16 protein-coding genes and 1 tRNA gene are annotated in these 18939 nt (G+C 44.6%); 14 read left to right on the top strand and 3 right to left on the bottom strand.

Annotation, left to right across the window (positions count from 1 at the left end; all coding sequences use genetic code 11):
* Positions 1-276 precede the first annotated feature (276 nt).
* Positions 277-960, top strand: a complete 684-nt coding sequence (locus ACJJIW_RS02285) for a fimbrial biogenesis chaperone (protein ID WP_444936615.1) — start codon at positions 277-279, stop codon at positions 958-960.
* Positions 961-1021: 61 nt separating this feature from the next.
* Here the strand turns inward: ACJJIW_RS02285 and ACJJIW_RS02280 are convergent, their stop codons facing one another.
* Genes ACJJIW_RS02280 through ACJJIW_RS02270 form a run of 3 tightly spaced genes read right to left on the bottom strand, consistent with a single transcriptional unit; the run spans position 1022 to position 5035 of the window.
* Entirely contained in the window at positions 1022-1969 is a 948-nt protein-coding gene (locus ACJJIW_RS02280) for a hypothetical protein (protein ID WP_444936614.1), read from the bottom strand.
* Positions 1956-4469, bottom strand: coding sequence for a TcfC E-set like domain-containing protein (locus tag ACJJIW_RS02275; protein ID WP_444936613.1), 2514 nt, complete (start codon positions 4467-4469; stop codon positions 1956-1958). The genes ACJJIW_RS02280 and ACJJIW_RS02275 overlap by 14 nt, the downstream gene beginning before the upstream one ends.
* Positions 4470-4507: 38 nt before the next feature.
* Positions 4508-5035 carry a hypothetical protein gene (locus tag ACJJIW_RS02270; protein WP_282934150.1) on the bottom strand — a complete coding sequence of 176 codons (528 nt, stop codon included), beginning with the start codon at positions 5033-5035 and terminating at the stop codon, positions 4508-4510.
* Positions 5036-5310: 275 nt separating this feature from the next.
* On the opposite strand from ACJJIW_RS02270, the gene gltX reads away from it, so the two are divergent.
* The 13 genes from gltX (at position 5311) to rfbC (ending at position 18879) form a co-directional block, all read left to right on the top strand.
* The gene (gene gltX, locus ACJJIW_RS02265; protein WP_282934149.1) at positions 5311-6786 is read left to right on the top strand and encodes a glutamate--tRNA ligase; all 1476 of its coding nucleotides are present in this window, start codon (positions 5311-5313) and stop codon (positions 6784-6786) included.
* A 161-nt stretch (positions 6787-6947) separates the two neighbouring features.
* Positions 6948-7023, top strand: a tRNA-Ala gene (locus ACJJIW_RS02260).
* A gap of 158 nt (positions 7024-7181) precedes the next feature.
* Positions 7182-7547 (top strand): hypothetical protein, encoded by a 366-nt coding sequence (locus tag ACJJIW_RS02255; RefSeq protein ID WP_444892854.1) that lies wholly within the window; start codon positions 7182-7184, stop codon positions 7545-7547.
* A 532-nt stretch (positions 7548-8079) separates the two neighbouring features.
* Positions 8080-8700, top strand: coding sequence for a Type 1 glutamine amidotransferase-like domain-containing protein (locus ACJJIW_RS02250; protein WP_282934147.1), 621 nt, complete (start codon positions 8080-8082; stop codon positions 8698-8700).
* 1293 nt (positions 8701-9993) lie between these two features.
* Positions 9994-10278 carry a hypothetical protein gene (locus tag ACJJIW_RS02245; protein ID WP_444936612.1) on the top strand — a complete coding sequence of 95 codons (285 nt, stop codon included), beginning with the start codon at positions 9994-9996 and terminating at the stop codon, positions 10276-10278.
* A 455-nt stretch (positions 10279-10733) separates the two neighbouring features.
* Entirely contained in the window at positions 10734-11024 is a 291-nt protein-coding gene (locus tag ACJJIW_RS02240) for a YciI family protein (RefSeq protein WP_282934144.1), read from the top strand.
* A gap of 125 nt (positions 11025-11149) precedes the next feature.
* Positions 11150-11728, top strand: a complete 579-nt coding sequence (locus ACJJIW_RS02235; RefSeq protein ID WP_444936611.1) for a hypothetical protein — start codon at positions 11150-11152, stop codon at positions 11726-11728.
* Positions 11729-12507: 779 nt separating this feature from the next.
* Positions 12508-13299 carry an ABC transporter permease gene (locus ACJJIW_RS02230; protein WP_444892858.1) on the top strand — a complete coding sequence of 264 codons (792 nt, stop codon included), beginning with the start codon at positions 12508-12510 and terminating at the stop codon, positions 13297-13299.
* A complete protein-coding gene (locus ACJJIW_RS02225) occupies positions 13296-14009 on the top strand; it encodes an ABC transporter ATP-binding protein (RefSeq protein WP_444936610.1) in 714 nt (237 codons plus the stop codon). Before ACJJIW_RS02230 ends, ACJJIW_RS02225 begins: the two co-directional genes overlap by 4 nt.
* Positions 14010-14018: 9 nt before the next feature.
* Positions 14019-15263: a KpsE/RkpR family capsule polysaccharide export protein gene (locus ACJJIW_RS02220; RefSeq protein WP_282934140.1), complete on the top strand. Its 1245-nt coding sequence runs from the start codon at positions 14019-14021 to the stop codon at positions 15261-15263.
* 89 nt (positions 15264-15352) lie between these two features.
* Positions 15353-16987, top strand: coding sequence for a polysaccharide biosynthesis/export family protein (locus ACJJIW_RS02215; protein WP_444936609.1), 1635 nt, complete (start codon positions 15353-15355; stop codon positions 16985-16987).
* A 277-nt stretch (positions 16988-17264) separates the two neighbouring features.
* Positions 17265-18197: a glucose-1-phosphate thymidylyltransferase RfbA gene (rfbA, locus tag ACJJIW_RS02210; RefSeq protein ID WP_444936608.1), complete on the top strand. Its 933-nt coding sequence runs from the start codon at positions 17265-17267 to the stop codon at positions 18195-18197.
* Between the two features lie 133 nt (positions 18198-18330).
* A complete protein-coding gene (gene rfbC / locus ACJJIW_RS02205) occupies positions 18331-18879 on the top strand; it encodes a dTDP-4-dehydrorhamnose 3,5-epimerase (RefSeq protein ID WP_282934137.1) in 549 nt (182 codons plus the stop codon).
* The last annotated feature ends 60 nt before the right edge of the window (positions 18880-18939 follow it).

The following is an 18939-nucleotide window of genomic DNA, read 5'->3' as shown; positions in this document are numbered from 1 at the left end:
TACATAGTGATGATGCTGAATCGATTGCATACTGCCCATATGGATATGGATAGCGCGCCACTGAGTTAGCTAGCGGTATGTCCCGTCAGGATGATCTATTACGTTGGCAGTGTTTTACTTTTCAGGCGGTGTAGGGCAAATCAGCATTGCCTCTTATTTACTAGCGGGGCTGGTGATGTTGATTTAAGGGAGGCTCATTAGGTTCCGATTTGACTTGTGGATAAAACAGCCCGATATTGCGCTTACTATAAGAAGTTCTAAGAGTACCCGCTCTTTATGAAAAAAGTACTGCTTTCACTGCTATTCTTTGTCGTCCAGCCAGTAATGGCAGCTATGTCTGTGGATAAAATTGTCCTTTACCTGGAAGATACTCCCAGCGCCCGGGATGATGTTCTCGTCAGCAACCCAGATAATGAGGCGCTATATATCCAAACTGAAATATTCCGTGTGGATAACCCCGGCCATGATAATGAGAGTCGAGTCAGGGTGATCAATCCTGATGAATTTAAACTCCTTGTCAGCCCGGCAAAAGCTGTCTTGGCTCCCGGAGAGAGAAAGCGCTTTCGCTTAATGGCCTTGGATAGAGATCTTGAAGAGGAAAAAGTCTACCGGGTGACTTTTAAACCCGTTGTAGGTGAAATCAAGAGTGACAGAACGGCACTAAAAATCCTTGTGGCTTATCAGGCGTTGGTATTTGTGCAGCCAAAAGGAGGAGCTTATAAAATTGATTTAGTGGCTGAAGGAGATAATTACCGACTCACGAATAGTGGGAATATTAATGTAGAGGTCGTGGAAGTACGTCATTGTGTGATTGAAGAGAAGTGTGAAAAACTTGAGGCCACCGGTCGGTTATACGCTGGCACCAGTATCGAAGTAACGGGTAAACCCGTTGGCGGTGAGCTGGAAGTTTTACTACGAGGGCAGCAGAGTGAGCGGGTTCGTTTTCCTCTTAGTGGCTAATTAGAATTGGTTGCTTGCCTATAGCAGGCTGGGCGGATTAAAGGATTATTTTGTATTTAGCTCATTGGCTGCTCACCGTTACTGTGAGTGCATCGGTGTAGAGAGGTTCGCCCGCGTTTTCCCAGTCTGAGGGCGCAATGGAAATATAAATTCGCGCATTATCAGAAAGGCAGTTTTCATCCGAAGTTCGGCTAAAGCTGCCGGAGATATCTCCCTGGCTATCTGGGGAAATGCCTGAAGTTGCAGCCAGATTGTCTGAGAAGGCAACGCTGTAGGGGATTTGTTCACTGTTTCCCCCCAATTCATAGGCACTGCTGCCTGATCCCCCGGTGCTGCCATTGGCGCTGGACAGGTTTACTGTGTAACCGCTAAATCCTATACCGCCAACACAAAAGTCCTCACTGCCCTCAATGGCCTGTCCAAACAGGGTGCCACTGTTGCTGAGGTCAATATCACCCAGATTGCGAATGGCGATGTTTGGCTCTACGTCCAGCACAATGTCAAACTGAACTGTTTCGGTGCCGGCAGTCCAAATAATAAAATAATTATTCAGTGTCATCTCAAAGCTGGCGGAGTAGCGGCTGGAAGAGGGTATTTGGCTGCTGTCCAGCTCGATCACTAAATAAGTATCTGCGTCGTCGCTGGTGCCGGCAAAAGTAGCGGACTGAGTTCCTGGGCTGAGTGTTTCCGTGGTGCCGTTATTGGCTCGAAATGAAATATCAATATCCAGCTGTTCACCACTGTCCGCAAATAGTGCGAAAGTGGATCCACTGAGCGGACTCACTTCTACATCGTAGCGCAGGGTCCAGCTTCCCAGCAGGCTTCGGGTAGTGAACTGAATTTCTTTAGGTTCTGATTCGTAATCAATAGTGTGTGAATCTTCCAGGCCACAAACTCGCAAATCGTTATTGCTGGAGCAATTTACCTGGGCATGTACTGGTATATTAAATAGCGGAATCAACAGCGCAGAGACTAGGCCAAATTTGTGCAGCTTCTTAGTTATGGACACGGCTTACCTCTGCTATTTGCCCAGTCTGGCAGTTGGCCTCTGACTCTTCTATGGTTCCCAGGTTGAGCCAGCTATCACCTGATGAAGTGGCCTCGATTGAGGCTTTACAATTTCCCCAGCGAACTTCTGTATTTAGGATGGTGTTATGTTCACCGTGGAATTCCATTTGGAAAACGCCGTATTGGTCAGTTTTCGCTGAGTGTTCGCCAATGATTACTTCTGTATTTGCCAGCCCCTGGCCAAGGCTGGTTAATCGGCCCAGTACCAGGATTTGTGGCAGTATCTGGTAACTGCTGGCGCCCACATTGCCCGGATACAGGGTAATGGTTTCGGAGGTTTCCCGGTAATCGAAAAAGCCCTCTTCCAGGGGCCGGAGGGAAAGGTCGTAACTGCGATAAGCCGGTAAATTAATCACTGACGTTGTGCCGCCTTTGGCGTATCCACGGCGGCTGCCATTAACCAAAACTTCAAAATCTTTATCTTCACTGCCTTCGATATTTACGATAACTGCGCTCTGGAGATTTTGCTCACCGCCCCAATTGAGGGAATTTTTTGTGGCAATTAGGTTGGTGCTGAACCCTCCGAGGTAGTTGATCGCACGGCCTTCATCATCATCGTAAAGCCCAACTGCAGTATTCAAATATCCGTGATGTCCCGCTAAATGCGTACGGGCCTCCAGGTAATTGGCTTCTGGGGATGCTTCCACAGAAAGCTGCTGCTCAAATTCAGCCGCCCATAAATCCCGGTCGTACCAGCGGCTTTGCAGTGCAAATCGCTCGTTGCTAGTGCTTTGTTCACTGTTGTCGCTATAGAGATTAGCGGTGTGTTGCCAGTGTTTGGAGCGCATTCGAAACTGGAACTCCACACTGGTGTATTGCTCGCCGTCTGCATCACTGTGGGACAGAGTGGCGTTGCTGAGCCAATGGGTGCTCTTAAAAATGGGGTGGCGGAACTCAAGGGTTTTTAACTTCTGGGCACTGCTCAGTGAATCGCCGTTGTTGATGCTGTCGGGGAGTTGGTTTTGGTCCCGCTCGCTGAATCTTAGGGATAGCTGTCCGCCCAATACTGCTGTGCGCAGACTCAGACTTGTTTGGGAATAGCTGCCCGGCAGCAATGTATATTTATCGTTATTGAACGGCGTTGTATTGGCATCCAGCTCAGTTTTTACTGCACTAAAAGTCCCGTAGGGCATTTTAAGTAATGCCTGCAATCGGTATCCGCTGCGTCCATCACCGGATGTCACCAAGCTTGGGGAGACTTCAACGCCTTCGCCAATCCAGCGACCGCCGATTTCCAACAATTGCTGCTCCTCGGTTGCGGCGCCAGAAACAAAAAGACCCAATCCGGTCGTTAAACGGCGTGCGACAGAGGCAGTAACAATTCCTTCTTCGTAGTGGTCCGGCAGAGTGTCGCCCCAAAAACTGCGGGTGGGCAAACCTGCCTGCAAGCTCCAAAACCACTCGCCTGGGGCTGGCAATAGCGAATCCTTGGCAAAGAATTCGATATGCCGGCTTAATACCCGCCCCGCTTCATCGTAGGTGCGCACCTCAATATCGTAGGCGCCGTGGGGTAGGGTAGAGGTATTTAACAGGCGGTTGCCGGCCTCCAGTAGTTCGGTGTGGATAAGTCGTTCATCCCGATATACCTCGACTCTACCGCGCACGGGCATATTAATTTCAACCGGCGCTCCCTGTTGATAACTGATATCGGTTCGGGTGCGCTGGGAAGTGCGTAGCTCTACGCCATAGATCGCTTCCTGAGGCCGGAAATAGCCAAAGCCTCCCTGGGGTTGTAAAAGGCCGGCCGAATAGGCTTGCCCCCGAAAATCCCGACTCCAATACAGATTATGGATCCGGCTGTCCTGCTCTGAGGCCACAGACCATTGTGAATGCAGTGCGCTCTCACCAAAGCTCACTATGGTGTTGCCATTTAATGCAGCGCTATAGCTGTCCGGGCCCCAATCACTTTCAACCCCACTCCAGGAACCGCTCAGGTTTTGTACGACAGAGAAGTCAGAACTCGCTTCCGGCAAATAGGGATCATTGATTGCCGCTTGTTGTGGCAACAGTTCTTTTGAGAAAAAAAGATCCAGCCGGTAGAGCTGCTCATCGTAAATAACGGCAAACTCCGAGGGCATTAAGTAGCCGCAGCCAATTTGCCGGTTTGAGCGGCATACATGGTGACTGTTTCTTGTTTGCGGTCGTTCGAGGATGGAGATAATTCGCTCGGTATCGCGAACCTCGGGCAATAGTTCGAGTACCTCAGACGGAGAGTTAAAGCGAACAAAGCGCGGGTCAATTGTGACTTGCGCAGCACCAATTTCCCGGCCGCCGTAGTAGAGATCCACCACGAGTTGCTGGGGTTCGGTGAGATCATCAAACCCTTCAGGAGCAGAGGTTTCCAGCAGGAAAGTCGCTGCGGTCGCTGCAAGGGCATCGGGGCAGGAGGCTTGCACCAGACACAAAGCCAGCGCAAGGCGCTCCAGATGACGTCCTGCCATATTGAGCTATGGCTGGCAGGGCCAGCCACTCTTTACTCTTACTCGGAGGCGACAGTGATCAGCAGGGTATCGGTATAGGTGGTGCCATTTAGCACAGTTGCAGTTTCCCAATCGCTGTTGGCCACAGTGATTTGGAAGCGCGCATTATCACTGGAGCCACAGGAAGCAATATTCCGGATTTGGCCTGTCAGCGCATCGCCTTCGGTAACAGTAGTAAAAGTACCGGAGGTGCTGTTATCAAAACCAACACTGTAAGGGACATTGTTGGTGCCGTCAGTGAGGGTGAACTCAGTATCATTTACTGAGTCATTACTGTCGAAAGTGATGCTATAGGTGGAGAACCCGAGGCCACCCACACAGAAATCTTCGGTGCCTACGGCATCGGTACCCAAAGTGGGATCGGTAATCGTGAGGTTGTCTACACGAGTGATCTCAATTGTGGGAGTGAAAGAGAGGGTGATATCACTGCTTGCACTATCAGTAGCGGCCATTGAAGCGGCAGAAATGCTGAAAAGGGTACCTGCTGCAATAGCAGAAAACAGTGTGCGAACTACATTTTTTTGCATGGTATGCCGTCCTGAGCGATTAATTTATCGTTTTTAGGGAGAAGCGGCTCGCGGAAACCCCTGCAAAATATGGGAAATAAGTCAGTCAAGCCATTCCTTCTTGGTGGCGGCAATAATACTTTTTTCGTGATGCATGTCACGCCTATAGGCTGTAATAATGAATTTATGGCGCGTAAATTCTCTTATTGAGGAGAAAACCCCGCCTGTGCCAAGAGGCCGGCCAGCGCTATAATCCTGCGGTTTAACCAGTCCTTCATTTATCAATCAGGTTTATCATGACCGTAAGAACCCGAATAGCACCGTCTCCAACTGGTGATCCCCACGTTGGTACTGCCTATATTGCCCTCTTTAACCAGTGTTTTGCCCGAGCGCAAGGCGGCCAGTTTGTATTGCGTATTGAAGATACCGACCAGCAGCGTAGTACTCCGGAATCGGAGAAAGCCATTCTCGACAGCCTGCGTTGGCTCGGACTGGATTGGCAGGAAGGACCGGATGTGGGCGGCCCCCACGGCCCCTATCGCCAGAGTGAGCGTGGCGATATCTACAAAACTTACTGCGAAGAGCTGGTACAAAAAGGGCATGCTTTCCACTGCTACCGAACAGCGGAAGAACTGGAGCAACTCCGTGAGGGGTTGCGTGAAGCGGGCCGCACTTCACTGAAGCCCAGTGACCTGGCTCTGCCGGAAGAGGAAGTTGAAAAGCGACGCGCTACGGGAGCACCTTATGTAGTGCGTATGAATGTGCCTGAAAGCGGTACCTGCGTAGTGGAAGATCTGCTACGCGGTACTATTGAAATCGACTGGGCCCAGGTAGACGCACAAATTCTGCTCAAGTCTGATGGTATGCCTACTTACCACTTGGCGAACGTGGTGGATGATCACCTGATGGAGATCACCCACGTACTGCGCGGTGAGGAGTGGATCAACTCCGCACCCAAGCACAAACTGCTGTACGAATACTTTGGTTGGGAAATGCCGGTGCTCTGCCACCTGCCGCTGCTGCGTAATCCGGACAAGACCAAGTTGTCCAAGCGCAAGAACCCCACCTCTATCTTGTATTATCAGCGCGCCGGCTTTATGCCCGAAGCACTGCTTAACTACCTCGGCCGTATGGGCTGGTCCATGCCAGATGAGCGCGAGAAGTTCTCCCTCGATGAGATGCTGGAGCACTTCGATATTCAGCGTGTCTCCCTGGGCGGCCCGGTATTCGATGTAGAGAAGCTGTCCTGGTTGAACGGCCTGTGGATTCGCGAACTGGAAAACGAGCAACTCGCCGATCGCCTCACCGAGTGGATGTTTAACCGGGACAACCTGCTTAAGGTTCTGCCCCAGGCGAAAGAGCGCATGGAAACCTTCGGTGACTTTGCACCGCTGGTTAGCTTCCTCGCCTCTGGCAAATTGCCCCTGACCGAAGACAGCTTCAGCGGTAACAAGCTGCCTCTGGATGACCAGAAGAAGCTGCTTCAATTTGCCCTGTGGCGCTTGGAAGCCCTGCGCGCTTGGGACAAGGATAGTATCTTCCAGGCAGTGAAAGCCCTGTCCACGGCTATGGAAATCAAGCTGAAAGACTTTAATGCCCCGCTGTTTGTCGCCATCAGCGGCACCACTGCGTCCTTCTCCGTGATGGAAGCCATGGTGCTCCTGGGCCCCGACCTCAGCCGCGCCCGCCTGCGCCAGGCGATCGACGTATTGGGCGGTGCCGGGAAGAAGGTGCTGAAGCGCTGGGAAAAAGAGTACGCTGGACTCAAGTAAGGCTGATTCGCGTTGGTGAGCCCCCGGAAGCGGCAGCCTCCGGGGGCCTGCGGTGTCAGCAGCTAACTAATTGATTAAAAAGTTATTTTTTCTGTTGACAGGCGCCTAAACCTTGCTAAAATGCGCCCCGCTTTCGACGGAAACGTCAGGCAACAAAATTTGGGGCTATAGCTCAGCTGGGAGAGCGCAACACTGGCAGTGTTGAGGTCAGCGGTTCGATCCCGCTTAGCTCCACCAAATTTCCCTTGTCTATTAAAGGGTGCGAGAAGAGATGGAAAATCTCTTATCCAGAACTCGCAAAAATAAAAAAAGGGCCTTTTAGGCCCTTTTTTTTGCCTAAAATTCCTATCACGCCTTGCCTTCCAGTCAATCGATTTTAATCATCGGTGCAATACATGTATCAGCCAACAAAACCGGAGAAAATTGCTCGAGGGATAATGCTAGGCTGTATCCCGGTAACTCTTCTGCTTTTTTCTAATGTGATTTTAATTATGGGGTTCGCCCGGGGGGTAAACCCCAAAGAAGGTATGGGAGAGCTGTTTTTTCCTGACCGTGAAGCCATATTCTTTTGTACTTTGTTTGTGGTTTATATCGTGGCTGCGATTTTCGGCTACTTTAAAGGCTGGGAAGGCTATACCAAAATATATTCGTTTTTTGCTAAATGGTTAGATACCACTGGTGGGATTCAGGTAGATTCGGGAGCAAGAGTGCTTACTCCGAAAGATCGTGTACGAAAAATGCATCATAAACAAGGGCAGTAAGAGCCGCAGCCTCTGGAGCGACTTATCTCCCCTTCCATTTTGCGTATGCTAATTGGCTCCTACCATTAGGTAAATGGTACAAAAGTTAAGCTGCCGAATCTTTATGTAATATGGATCTTACAGATTTTGCTTGCTTGTGCTTCTGGTTCTATGAGAGATGCCAAGATAGTGAATGATAAAGAAGTGATTTTGGTTACCTGTTAGTTCCACTTAGATCATACTTTAAACTTGGCTTTAGCTGCTTATAAATATTGTTGAAATTCATAGTCAAACCAGCCTGATATAAACATTCTTGTAAAAATCAGGGGGGAGAAGCTTCGCCATTTATTATTGGATTTAGTGACAAAGTTGACCACTTTCAAGGTGGAATCGGTAATTGATGATTTTGCTGCGAGATAATAAAAAAATAATATTGGGCCCTCCATACATAATCGGATAATGTGATACATCTTTATTGACCTGTTCACATCTCGAGTAAACTATATCGATATCAAGTAATTGATTAATTAAGTACTTTAAAGGATTAAAATATATGGCCAAGCTATTTTTGACTTCGTATTTTGCTGAGGTCGCGAGCGCGATCGCGAGTTTTGATAAGCGGCTTGAAGGTAAGAGGGTTACATTCATCCCTACTGCAAGCATTCCCGAAGAGATCACTTTTTATGTGGAAGATGCTAAGAAGGAACTGGAGCAGTTAGGTCTTATTGTAGATGAATTGGAAGTGTCTAAGGCTTCAGTGGATGAGATTAAAGATAAGCTGCAAAACAATGAGTATATCTATGTAACTGGTGGTAACACCTATTTCCTACTTCAAGAACTTAGGCGAAGTGGGGCAGACAAAATCTTGTTGGAGCAGATTAGGCTGGGTAAGCCCTATATAGGTGAGTCGGCAGGTACTGTAATCCTCTCGCCGAATATCGCGTATATTCAGGAGATGGATAACCCCGATGCAGCGAAGAATCTAGAGTCTTATGAAGGGTTAAATCTTGTGCACTTCTATCCCTTACCTCACTATGGAAACCAACCGTTTAAGGATGCTGCTGAACTTGTTATTTCCAAATATTCAGATGAGCTGGAATTAGCTCCATTCAGTAACAATCAGTTGATCGCTGTAATCGATGGGGAAGCAGAGACTTGGATCGCGGTGTCTTAGTGAGTCGATAACCGTTGTATGATAAGTCATACTATCTATATTTCATTAAAGTTGCTGCAATTATCTAGTGGCGAAGAAAAAAATAAATTCTAGAAATTCTCTCTTCTTTAGGGCTTTTTTTCAAGGAGTAGCTTAAAATTGGGGTAAGCAAGAATTTATAGTTTGAGTTGATCGGAATGTTAAAGAATACTGCCGGGGAGCAAGTGATAATGTGACTTGCTCCCTGGGGATGTTAGCGCTTATTTGCTGGCAGCACTACAGTTATAGATTTTCGCTGGGATATGCGTGCCTGTTACAGCCTTACCTGCCGATACTCCGTTAGGCATATAGATATCGCCAAATTGCGCCATTGAAGAAGCCTTAACCACATGGGTTCCACCTCTTCGCACAGCCCTTTTTTGTAACCAAGAAGTACAAACATCTCCCTGGTTAACCCTGATTGTTTTGCATGTTACATCTTCTACTAGTACGCATCCTTCTATAGCCTCAGCGTATAGAAAATACTATCTTCTGCATCGCTTCTTTTTCCTGGGCACTTGTACATCCCATCAAAGTAATTGCGGACGCTAGGATGGTAAGGCTAGTTTTAATGGATAACTTTTTACACATTACATCGTTTCCATAGGCTGAAAATTAATTTACGTAGTTGAATATGATGCCACAACCAGACCTTGCTTGCTGTTTAAAAAATACTCAAGCGTCATATATGACTGTATTTTTTACTAGTGAAGATGAGAAACTTACAAGAAGCTCATTAAGTGAATTCGTTATTTATCGTTTCGCAACATTCATGATTCTTGAATTTTAAAAAAGGCTAAATATGGCAGTCCTCTATTAGCAATTTTATTCTACTGTTTTCAGATTTCCCTGATTTCTTAATATTGGAGTGAACACTTATAAGGTCATATTTACTTGTGATTTGAGGACGCCTGAAAGAAATATTATGAGCTATTCTCTATTAGAAAAAATTTCTAACATTACGCAAGAGCTGTTGCATGCATATCGAATATTATGAGAGGGTACTTTAGATGTGGTTTCTGCTACATATGAGCTATTTGAAAACTCTCTTAGATCACCTTTTCGATAGTTATTGATCGTATCAATATAAGGAAAAAATTAGTTCCCAGCATCTATCTTCCACTTTAGAAACCTTTCGACTGGTTAGATAGAGAAAAAGTGGATCAATCTAAAATAAAAAAAAGGAGTATTTGTTGACTTTTTATTCGGCTATATGTTCCTATCTCAACGGATGGATAAATACGAAATTTAAAATTTAGTACTAAAAGGAAGTCAATGAAAAAGCACAGCATCTTATTCTCTGGACTACTTGGATTAGTAGTTTATCTTGGCGCTCTAACTGCTTTGGCTGAAGCTGATTCTGAGGAGAATAAAGAACCATTAGATGAGCAGTTAAATGAGTGCTTTGCTGCTACTTTATGGAATATATCTGGAAGGTCATTAAACAAAGGGGAAGTTCCGGAGAAAACTGTCAAAGTGCCAGAGGGATGGAAGGTTGTAGGTGGAGGTGGAGGTGTGGGTGGAGCAAGAGGTGAAGCTTTTATGATTCTCTGCCGATAATATTTATTCGTATAATCCTAAATTTAATAACGGATGAATACTTTGGCTTATTTATGCCAGCCTGCGCAAGGTATGCTGGAGATTAACCGAACTAATAATACTGGTTAAATCAAAACCTATATATTCACTATTATACAAATAATTTCTATTTTTAAAGTTGGATTTTGAATAGTAGATAAATAGAAAGCTGTCAACCAGTTACTTAATAATTCTAGGTCTTATTATACTTTGTTTTGGTTTTTTCCTTAAGGCAATACTATCTAGAGAGACTCCTCTTTATTCGGCATCAATACCGAGATTTTTGTCCGAATTTTCAGCTTTCCTGAAGGTACAATAGTGGTCTAAATGAAGTCCAGAGTTATAGATTGGTAATCGATGTTTATAAGAAGCTAAATGGAGATAAATCTCTCATCTCTACTTCTGATATTTTGAGTTTCAAATAGAGGTTGATCAGCATGTTCATAGTATCTCTTACCTACATAAAGCCCCTTGAGGAAGTGGATAAGTTTATTTCAGAGCATATTGAATTCTTGAATAAGTACTACGATCTCGGGTATTTTCAGCTTTCTGGTCGTAAGGAACCTCGCACAGGTGGGGTAATCCTAGTGACCATAGATAGTCGGTCCTCGTTAGATCAGATACTTAAACAAGATCCATTCTATCGTGAAGGATTGGCTAATTATGACATGATACAAATAATACCGACTAAATCCTCACGAGAGTTAGAGTTTCTGATTTCGGCCTAGCCGAAAAAAAGAAAATGATAGTTTTTTGATTGCATAGGTCTCTTAGGTATAGTGGCCCATGTTGCCCATAATTGAACCGGTAGGCAAAATGAGGTAGCAGAGAATATGTAGTTGAGGGGCAGACAATGAATCAATTGAAAGTAATACTGCTATGGGCTTGCATGGGAGTTTTATTATTTTTGGGGACTGTATTTTACGGTATGCCCTTTTTCCTTAGCTTTGGTATTAATAATCGAGCTGAGAATGATTCTACCTATGCGTTTGATTTGTCAGACATGAAGAAAGGTGAATACAGAGAGTATGGCTATTTCTCTGTTTATCGGCGAACTGACAGAGATAAATTACTCATTAATGAGTACTTAGGGTCATTACAAGATCCTAGCTCTCTGGGTAGCTCTCAGCCTGAGGGCAGTGATAACGTATGGCGCTCGGGGAGTGAAAATTTCTTTGTGTTTTACCCCTATGCCCCTAATCGTGGCTGTTCAGTAGATTTTGTAGAGCCTAATCATGAGCCTTATGGAGAGTGGATGAATGCTAGCCATATCCATAAATTTGCACATTTTGTCGATCTCTGTGAGGGCAGGATTTGGGATACGAGTGGAAGGATTCTAAAAAAGCCTTATTCTCTCCCTGAGGTGAATCTTACCGTTCCTAAAACAAAGTGGTACACAAGTGCAGAAGTAGTTGTAGTACTTGGTAGTTAACTATTCTCTATCACTGAGAATCTCGGTGTCTTACTAGCCTATGGCTATAAAGAATGGTTTAGCTATATTGTACGATAGTATAAATTATTATGGTAAAGATTAGGCTAAATGTTTGCAGCTTCTACTTCGAGGGCTCAAATAATTTCTTCTCTAATACCTTAAGCTTCCTATCTAAATCTATCTTGGCGTAGATTTTGCTCAGAACTATTGAGTAAGCCTGCAAAGGATTGTGTACCAGAAACTTGAAGCTGGTTATTTGTTATTCAGTAGAGGATCTCAGTAATTAAACCAGGTATGGCATTAAGTACTTCTTTGATGTCTTTTTGCGTCTGTTTCTCCCAGTAACTGTTTGTGCATTCACATTCGAAAAATACGTGAGTGATAGCATTGTTGTCCGCGACTAATATGTATTCTGGTGATGTCGCCTGCTTATTCATAGAGAAATTGATAATCATCATTGGTGATCATCTAGCAGAGCGTATCGTTCACTATAGGGAGCTTTGAGCTAGACTGTTGGGACGAACGTAATGGCACGTAATTAATTAAAAAATGACGAAGAAGAGACGCTGCGATAGGATTCCGCGTCCATTTTGCGGTGTATTGAGCTCGAATTAAGCTTAGCGGTTCAGAGTGGAGGCGTCGAATCTTGATAGAGGCGACCCAATAAACGAAGGCATTTTGGCTTCAAGAATGCCTCGACATTATTTGAATTAATTGTCTCAGTTTTAACCCAAGATTGGGTAACGACTGGTTCACAGATTGCCAAGAAAGTAATCGCTATGCATCCATCAGTTCAACGCTCCGTCTGGCAAATTCAGCGTGACGTCATTTACGCATTGCTAGTGCGCGAGATGAAAACTCGCTTTGGCAAGTGGCGACTGGGATATGCCTGGATGCTTCTCGAACCAGTACTGCATATTATGGTCTTGGTTGCAGTCTTTAGTTTCCTGAAGGATACATTCTATCCCGGCGTTCCAACTCCGCTATTTATGCTAGGAGGAATTGCCCCATTCCTATTTTTCACTCACTGTTTTCAAAAGGGGTTGGCAGCAGTGGAATCGAATCGAGGGCTCTTTAATTATCGCCAGCTAAGGCCCTTCGATGCTGTACTTACACGGGTGCTCCTTGAATTTGCTATCTATCTAGCAACAATTATTACCTTAATAATTGTGTTTGCTTGGTTTGGCGTCACAAGCCCATTCAATAATTTTTTGTTCCTAGTGATAGTAAATATATTTTTCTTCTGCTTTTGCTTAGGCTTGAGCCTGGCTCTCTGTGTTGTTGGGGTAAAATTCCCTGAGCTTGCAAAGCTGTCACCAATGCTAATACGACCTTTGTATTTTATGTCTGGAGTATTCTTTTCTCTGGAGCAAGTTCCTCAAGAATACCATGTCTACCTAGCGTGGAATCCAATACTGCATGTGATTGAGTTGACACGTGAGGGGCTATTCAAAAACTACCATGGAATATTTGGAAGCCTGCAGTACTTAGGGGGTGCTTCAATTTCGATGTTGGCTTTTGGTCTGTTGTGTTACCGGGCCAATTGGCGGGATTTGGTAAGAAGCCAATGATTAGACTAGAAAAACTAACCAAATCTTTTCGAACTCCCCATGGAAGAAAGGTTCTCTTTAGGGATGTAAGTGCAAATTTCCCTGAGGGAAAAAATATTGGCATCCTAGGGCGTAATGGAGCTGGGAAAACAACTTTACTGCGGATTATGGGTGGTATTGATTATCCAGATTATGGGCGGGTAGTCACGGATCAGAGAATTTCCTGGCCCATGGGATTATCTGGAGGATTTCAAGGAAGCATGACTGGCCGCGAAAATGTGGCCTTTATTTGCGGTATCCACGGTATCTGGGGAGCTACCCAGCGGAAGTTGATGGATAGGGTTCAGGATTTTGCCGAGATTGGCAATTACTTTGATGCACCCGTAAAGAGCTATTCATCTGGTATGCGTTCGCGTTTGGCCTTTGGTTTAAGTATCGGCGTAGATTTTGATATTTATTTAGTCGATGAAGTGATGTCTGTTGGTGATGCTCACTTTAAAAAGAAATGTGAAGAAGTTATTGCCGAAAAGCGTAAGAACTCTTCTTTTGTTATCGTTGCCCATGCAATGGGGATGCTTAAGAAAAACTGTGATGTAGGAATTTACCTTGATTCAAATGGCCTCAGAATTTTTGATACCGTAGATGAGGCTATTGATCTATACAAGGGCGAAAAACCAGTGAAAAAACCGCAATCCGAAAGTGGCGCAGCTAAGCCGGCAGTGAGTGCATAAGAGTCGATTATGGAAGCCAAAGAACCAGTCATTGAAGAGCAAAAAAAAGACCTTGAGCTAGCAGGGGGAGGATCAAATAGTTTTCTATATAAAACAAAAAAACTATTTATCAAATTAACCGGCAACAATGAGAATGAAGGGAAAGGGAAACTATTCAAAAAAATCTATCATTCCAGAGGTCTCGGCCTGTTAGTCATATTTCCCCTTATTCTAATGGCAGGATATTACCTATTTTGGGTTTCTGAGCGTTATGTAAGCAATACCCAATTAATCGTAAAAGATAGTGTTTCCTCACAGGCTGCATCACCCGCATTAGGTTTTTTAATTCCAGGGATGTCAGCAGATAATCAGGATGCGTTTTTAGTGGTGAACTATATCCAGTCATTGGATATGGCCCTGTATTTGGATGAAACGTTACATTTGGCTGATTATTACAGAAGTACTAGCCACGATATCTTTTCGCGCTTGGCTTCAGATGCTACTCAGGAGGACTACCTGAAATACTATCGTGATCATATTGGTGTTATCCATAATGAAGCTACCGGAATTATTACTATAGAAATGCAGGCATTCGACCCGGCTTTTGCTAAAAGATTGGTTGAGACAGTTATTCAAAAGTCAGAAGATTTTGTTAACGAGATCAGCAATCAGCTTGCAGATAAGCAAGTGGCTTTTGTAAAGAGTGAAGTTGATTTGGCACAAGCTAAGTTACGCAGTACTAAGCAAGAAATTCTTGACTTCCAGAATAGTCATAAAGTTGTAAGTCCCGAAGAACTTACAAAAGGTATCAGTACCATTATTCAAGGGCTAGAGGCGCGATTGGCTGAGCAACGAGCAAATCTGACTGCAGCAAAATCCTATCTAAATGCTGATTCATCACAAGTGGTCTCCATGCAGGCAGACATCGATGCGTTAGAAAACCAAATTGAGATAGAAAAGGTACGCCTAGTGGGGATAGGGGAAGAAGAAGGAGAGCAACGGCTTAATTTTCTTGGTGCTCATTTCCAGAATCTTGAACTCGATTTGCAATTTGCAACCGATGCCTATGCAGCTTCTTTAAAAGCATTAGAAACTGCTCGTATGGAAGCGTCAGGTAAACTTAAGCACTTGATGGTGGTAACCCAGCCATCGTTAGCAGAGAAAGCAGAGTATCCGCACAAGCTCTATAACCTAGCCAGCTTGGGAATTATTCTGCTAATGCTTTATGGAATAGGAAAGATGCTAGTTGTGACTATTCGGGATCATAGGATGTAGCGCCAGACAAAAGGCTGCAAGACAGAATAGTGTCGGTGAATTTTTGATGTCGCTGACAGAGTAAATATCAATTTACAAAGAACAAGCAAATGATTACTGAAAAAATAAAGCGCTTTAGTTTAGGTGTAGGATTGTTGGTTTCACTGTCCAGTATTCAGGCCGGAGCATTGGAAACACAATTAATTGATGAGGTTGCCTCAACAGAAATACCTGAGACAAGTATACCCGTTTTTGGGGAATCACTGTTTCAGGGAGCATTTAAAGATCAGCCATTTAGTGGATTTAATCCCGACTATAGAATATCGATTGGCGACCAGGTTAATCTACAGCTCTGGGGTGCCTATAGCTTTAGTGCGACGTTACCGGTAGACCCGAAAGGCAATATTTTTGTCCCCGAGGTTGGCCCAGTTCATGTTGCTGGAGTAAAGAATGGCGCATTGAATGACTTCGTTCTGCGTCATGTAAAGCGAGTATTCAAGAATAATGTGCAAGCGTATGCCAACTTGGAGGCGAGCCAGCCGGTTAAAGTCTTTGTAACAGGCTTTGTGGAGAACCCTGGTCTCTATAACGGCTTTAGCTCAGACTCGATCCTTTACTATTTGGATAGTGCTGGAGGTATCGATGAGCAAAGTGGCAGCTTTGTTGATATCAAAGTAATGCGTCAGGGAGAGGAAATACAAAAGGTAAACTTGTATAGCTTCCTGGTGGATGGAATTATGCCTGCTTTACAACTTCGCAATGGCGATGTTGTAGTCGTTGGTGCTCGTAATGGTTCGGTAACAGTTGAAGGAGCGGTGCAGCAAGCTGCACAGATGGAGTTTATAGGACCCTACACCCAACTGGGTGAGATGCTTCTCGTAACAAAACCTGACCCTCAGGCGAACTTTGCACGAATTACTCAGGTAATTGAGGGTCTTCAGCAAGCCGACTATATGCCACTTGCAAGTGCAATGACCACACGCCTCTATCCGGGAGCGCATATAGAATTGGTACGCGATAACGATATTGAGTCTATTTCAATCCGGGTATCCGGTGAGTTGGATGGGCCTGCAACTTACGTACTGCCCTATGGTGCAACTCTTGACGAATTACTTAGTCAATTGAGTTTTCGCGATAATGCAGATAGAAACTCTATACAGCTGTATAGAAAGAGTGTCGCTGATCGCCAGCGGGCTGCTCTTGATCGTTCTTTAGATGCGCTTCAGATGGAAGTTCTAACTCGCCAGCCCAATACTGACCTGGAAAAGTCTGCGCAAAAAGACAACGCCATGATGATTCAGAACTTTATCGAGCAGGCGCGAAAGGCCGAACCCAGAGGCCAGGTTGTTATTGCGAACAACCCAAACGCAGCAGAAATGCTGCTTGAAGATGGTGATGAGCTGATTGTGCCTTTGAAATCATCAACTGTGTCAATCGTGGGAGAGGTAATTTTCCCAACTTCCCTGGTCTTCAGCAAGAAGCGGACTTTGGAGGACTATATAGAATTGGCCGGTGGATTCGCCAATAATGCAAACCGTAAAGAGTTGGTGATTCTACATCTCGATGGAACGATTAATCGTATAGAAGATAGTGATTTTGATAATCGTTTGGGGGATAGATTACGCCCTGGAGATGAAATTATGATTATGCCAAAAATTCATTCCAGTGAATTACAAGTAACCAAAGATGTAACAGAAATACTCTACCGTATAGCTGTTGGAACCGCCGCAGTTCTATCTTTCTAATTTGGTACTGATAGGTTGTAAACTTTTTTAAGATTGGCTCCCATATTGCACGATATAAATCGGTATGGTTGGTTTCCTTACTGGCTGTTATAAGCTGTAAGTCTTACACCATACCGATTTAAAGTGTTGTATGTAATTATTCACTTCGAATTTGTCATTATAAAGTTTGATAACTTTCCTGGACTCTTAAGTCTATAAATCCTGTATTTTTGCATCGACATCTTTTTGTTTGATGTGATTAATAAATGAATATTGATTCAACGTTGGGGGAAAAACTGTGAAGGGGTCTTCTGATCGGAAGGGAATTATCTTGGCTGGAGGTTCTGGTACACGCTTATATCCCTTAACAAAGGGTGTCGGGAAGCAGTTAATGGCTGTTTATGACAAACCGATGATCTATTACCCCCTAACTACCCTTATGTTGGCAGGAATCAAGGACATTCTGATTATTACAACACCAGATGAGCAATGTTTGTACCGGCGTCTGCTTGAAGATGGCGCACAGTGGGGATTAAACATTTCTTATGCGGTGCAGCCGTCTCCAGACGGCTTGGCCCAAGCATTTTTAATTGGTCGTGATCATGTAGGCGATAGTAATAGTGCACTGGTTCTGGGCGATAATATTTTTTACGCACATAACTTTAGCCGAATTCTTCAGCAGGCGGATAAAAGAGACAATGGTGCTACTGTCTTTGGTTATCGTGTTGCAGACCCTAAAGCATATGGTGTTGTGGAGTTCGATACTGAAGGAAAAGCAGTCAGCCTAGAGGAAAAGCCCGAAGCACCCAAGTCAAACTATGCTGTAACGGGATTGTACTTCTATGACAGCCAAGTCTGTGACATTGCTAAAGAAGTCAAACCTAGTAGTCGTGGAGAGCTGGAAATTACTGATATCAATAAGGTGTATTTAGAGCAGGGGCAGCTAGATGTAGAGCACCTTGGTCGAGGTAGCGCCTGGCTGGATACAGGTACCCATGACAACCTTTTGGATGCAGCGCAATTTGTTCAGACGATTGAGCGCCGACAAGGGCAGAAAATAGCTTGCCCTGAAGAGGTCGCTTATCGCAAAGGCTTTATTAGTGCTCAAGAACTGGAAGCTCAAATACAGCCACTTATGAAAAGTGGATATGGTAAGTACTTAATGCAATTGCTAATTGAAAATGGCGAAATATCATCTTTAAGTGAGCGCAGGTATGCTTCAAATCTTTAAGTAAGCGATAACATATATTGGTTATTTGAAGTTTAACCAGGGTATCGTCTAAGGATGGACGGCTCCACTTCTTACAGTTTTTAGCTTGAGCTTGATAGAGCTTGGTCTTGGCAGTTGTAGACATTTAGACCTTATGAATATTATTGAAACAGATATACCCGATGTAAAAATCATCGAACCAAAGATCTTTGGTGATGAAAGAGGATTTTTCTTTGAGTCATTTCGTGATGATGTATTTTTGGATAAATGTGCAAATAGTGTATTTGTACAAGATAATCATAGTAAATCTTCCAGGGGTATTTTACGCGGTCTGCACTATCAAACAGAGCAAACTCAAGGAAAACTTGTGCGAGTGGTACAAGGAGAGGTCTTTGATGTTGCCGTAGACCTACGCAAAAGCTCACCAACTTTCGGCAGCTGGGTCGGTGTCTATTTGTCAGCTGAGAACAAACGGCAACTATGGATACCAGAGGGATTCGCGCACGGGTTTTATGTTACAAGTGAATCGGCTGAATTTGTATATAAATGTACAGATTATTACGCTCCAAGCTATGAGCAGTCGATATTGTGGAATGATCTGGACCTAAATATAAGCTGGCCGATCGAAGATGGGCGTCCCCCCATACTCTCAAGGAAAGATGCTGAAGGTAGGCACTTTCGGGATGCCGACTACTTTGCATAACAAACGATAACAGTATATTTCTGAAGTTGTAGTTAAATTCTTATACAAGGTCTCCTCGTA

It is taken from the genome of Microbulbifer maximicatervae (SeqCode) (genome assembly GCF_052467815.1).
This window is presented reverse-complemented; position numbering and strand designations above follow the sequence as displayed.

Coding starts and splice junctions, on each gene's coding strand:
- gltX (WP_282934149.1), top strand. CDS start 5,311: ATGACCGTAAGAACCCGAATAGCACCGTCTCCAACTGGTGATCCCCAC.
- ACJJIW_RS02235 (WP_444936611.1), top strand. CDS start 11,150: ATGAATCAATTGAAAGTAATACTGCTATGGGCTTGCATGGGAGTTTTA.
- ACJJIW_RS02225 (WP_444936610.1), top strand. CDS start 13,296: ATGATTAGACTAGAAAAACTAACCAAATCTTTTCGAACTCCCCATGGA.
- ACJJIW_RS02250 (WP_282934147.1), top strand. CDS start 8,080: ATGGCCAAGCTATTTTTGACTTCGTATTTTGCTGAGGTCGCGAGCGCG.
- ACJJIW_RS02215 (WP_444936609.1), top strand. CDS start 15,353: ATGATTACTGAAAAAATAAAGCGCTTTAGTTTAGGTGTAGGATTGTTG.
- ACJJIW_RS02230 (WP_444892858.1), top strand. CDS start 12,508: ATGCATCCATCAGTTCAACGCTCCGTCTGGCAAATTCAGCGTGACGTC.
- ACJJIW_RS02245 (WP_444936612.1), top strand. CDS start 9,994: ATGAAAAAGCACAGCATCTTATTCTCTGGACTACTTGGATTAGTAGTT.
- ACJJIW_RS02275 (WP_444936613.1), bottom strand. CDS start 4,469: ATGGCAGGACGTCATCTGGAGCGCCTTGCGCTGGCTTTGTGTCTGGTG.
- ACJJIW_RS02255 (WP_444892854.1), top strand. CDS start 7,182: ATGTATCAGCCAACAAAACCGGAGAAAATTGCTCGAGGGATAATGCTA.
- ACJJIW_RS02220 (WP_282934140.1), top strand. CDS start 14,019: ATGGAAGCCAAAGAACCAGTCATTGAAGAGCAAAAAAAAGACCTTGAG.
- rfbC (WP_282934137.1), top strand. CDS start 18,331: ATGAATATTATTGAAACAGATATACCCGATGTAAAAATCATCGAACCA.
- ACJJIW_RS02285 (WP_444936615.1), top strand. CDS start 277: ATGAAAAAAGTACTGCTTTCACTGCTATTCTTTGTCGTCCAGCCAGTA.
- ACJJIW_RS02270 (WP_282934150.1), bottom strand. CDS start 5,035: ATGCAAAAAAATGTAGTTCGCACACTGTTTTCTGCTATTGCAGCAGGT.
- ACJJIW_RS02240 (WP_282934144.1), top strand. CDS start 10,734: ATGTTCATAGTATCTCTTACCTACATAAAGCCCCTTGAGGAAGTGGAT.